Source organism: Ruegeria sp. BHSA118, from assembly GCF_059613405.1.
In genome coordinates this window covers 1-1,509 of sequence record NZ_JBXWSM010000156.1, presented here as the reverse complement: position 1 = coordinate 1,509, position 1,509 = coordinate 1, and the positions used below count along the sequence as shown (strand labels likewise).

At 58.4% G+C, this 1,509-nt stretch carries 2 protein-coding genes; both read right to left on the bottom strand.

All coding sequences use genetic code 11. From position 1 onward, the window contains the following. The coding region (locus AC2FNN_RS21600) for a glycosyltransferase family 2 protein (RefSeq protein ID WP_496760575.1) at nt 1-752 on the bottom strand (752 nt) is incomplete at its 3' end. Further along, nucleotides 733-1,509 (bottom strand): CpsD/CapB family tyrosine-protein kinase (locus AC2FNN_RS21595; protein WP_496760573.1); only part of this gene is annotated, 777 nt, incomplete at its 5' end. The genes AC2FNN_RS21595 and AC2FNN_RS21600, both read right to left, overlap by 20 nt.

Genomic DNA, 1,509 nt, shown 5'->3' with positions numbered 1-1,509 from the left:
TGCACAATCGCACTTGCAGGCATTGCCACGCCCCGAAGCGCCCATCGCAAGCGCGCCCAGGCTCCGGTGCCGCTCAATTTATACGCCTCCTGCGTCGTCCGCCGCCATTTTGCCTTGAGTGCCGGCCAGTCCTGCCGCGAGGGATGACTGACCTGAAACCGATCCTCGTAGACCAGTTTGTAGCCATGGGAGACAGCTCGCATTGTCCATTCCCGGTCTTCTGATACGCCGTTTATAAACCCGCCGATCGCGTCGAACACGTCGCGCCGGGTCAACAGGTTGCCCGCCCCGGAAAAGCCCTGAACCTCAATATATCGGCGAAAATTGAAGGCAAAAACCGCCTCGAATGCTTCGGCCCCACTGCGGGGCGGCAGGGTCTCGTCGAAGACATCGACCCGCCCGCCGATCAGGTCGGCCCTGTCTGCAATCTCGCGACCAACCGCCAACCAGTTGGAGGCTGGTACACAATCGGCGTCAATGAAAAACAGCCGTTGTGCCGTGGTCTCGGCGACGCCTCGGTTACGGGCGTGCGCAGCACCTTTCTGAGCCTCCACGATAAAGCGAACCTCAGGAAAAGCCGCGCTGATTTCGTCCAGCGAGACCGGGGAAGAATTGTCTACAACCAGAATCTCCGTGCCGGTCGTGTCATTCTCCATAAGAGCCCGCAGACACCGCTCCAGTCTGGGGACATCGTTGTAATGCGGGATAATGACCGCGTCTTCCGGGCCCGAATCAGTAGGAGCCGTACTCATTGCCAAAGGCCCCGCTGATATAGCGACATTTGGTCAATACGATCCCCATGACCTTGGTGAGCTCGGCCAGCTGACGTTCGGTAACATCGATATGATTGATACTGGTTTCCTCAGCGGCAGTCAGCACCAGCGCACAGTCAACGTTCTTCAGAAACCCGTGGCTGTCGTCGCTGACCATCAACGGCGGACTATCGAACAGCATGATGTCGGGTTTGTACTCGGCCTCGATCCGTTCAAGCGTTTCAATCGTCCGGCGGCTTTGCAGAATTTCCGCCGGATTGCGGGTAGAGCTGTAGTTCAGTCCAAAAATCACGTTGTTGCCATGCCGGATGGCGTGATCCTGAAACGGCACCTCACCCTGAATGACATCGGCCATGTTATGGTTGCCGGTTTGGCCCAATACTTCAGCCAGCCCCCGGCGGCGCATGTCGAAATCGATGACAAGCGTCCGCAAATCCTCTTGTCGACCAAGGCTGAAAGCCAGATTGGCAGCTGCCGTGCTTTTGCCGCACCCGGCGTATGGTGAGGTAAGCGCCACCCGGCGCCAACCATTGGACAGGACCTGCTGCAACATCTTTGTACGCAGCATGTCATAAGGCGAAGCTGCGTGACCACCCTCATACGATACCAGGCGGTTTCTGGATACGACGCGCGGATTGATCTCGATCTCGGGCAAGGTCTGCCAGAGCTCTTCGCTGCCCTGCGTGGAGACGGCGGCAGATTCTTCCAAGCGCAGCGGTGTCGGCTGGTGTTGGCG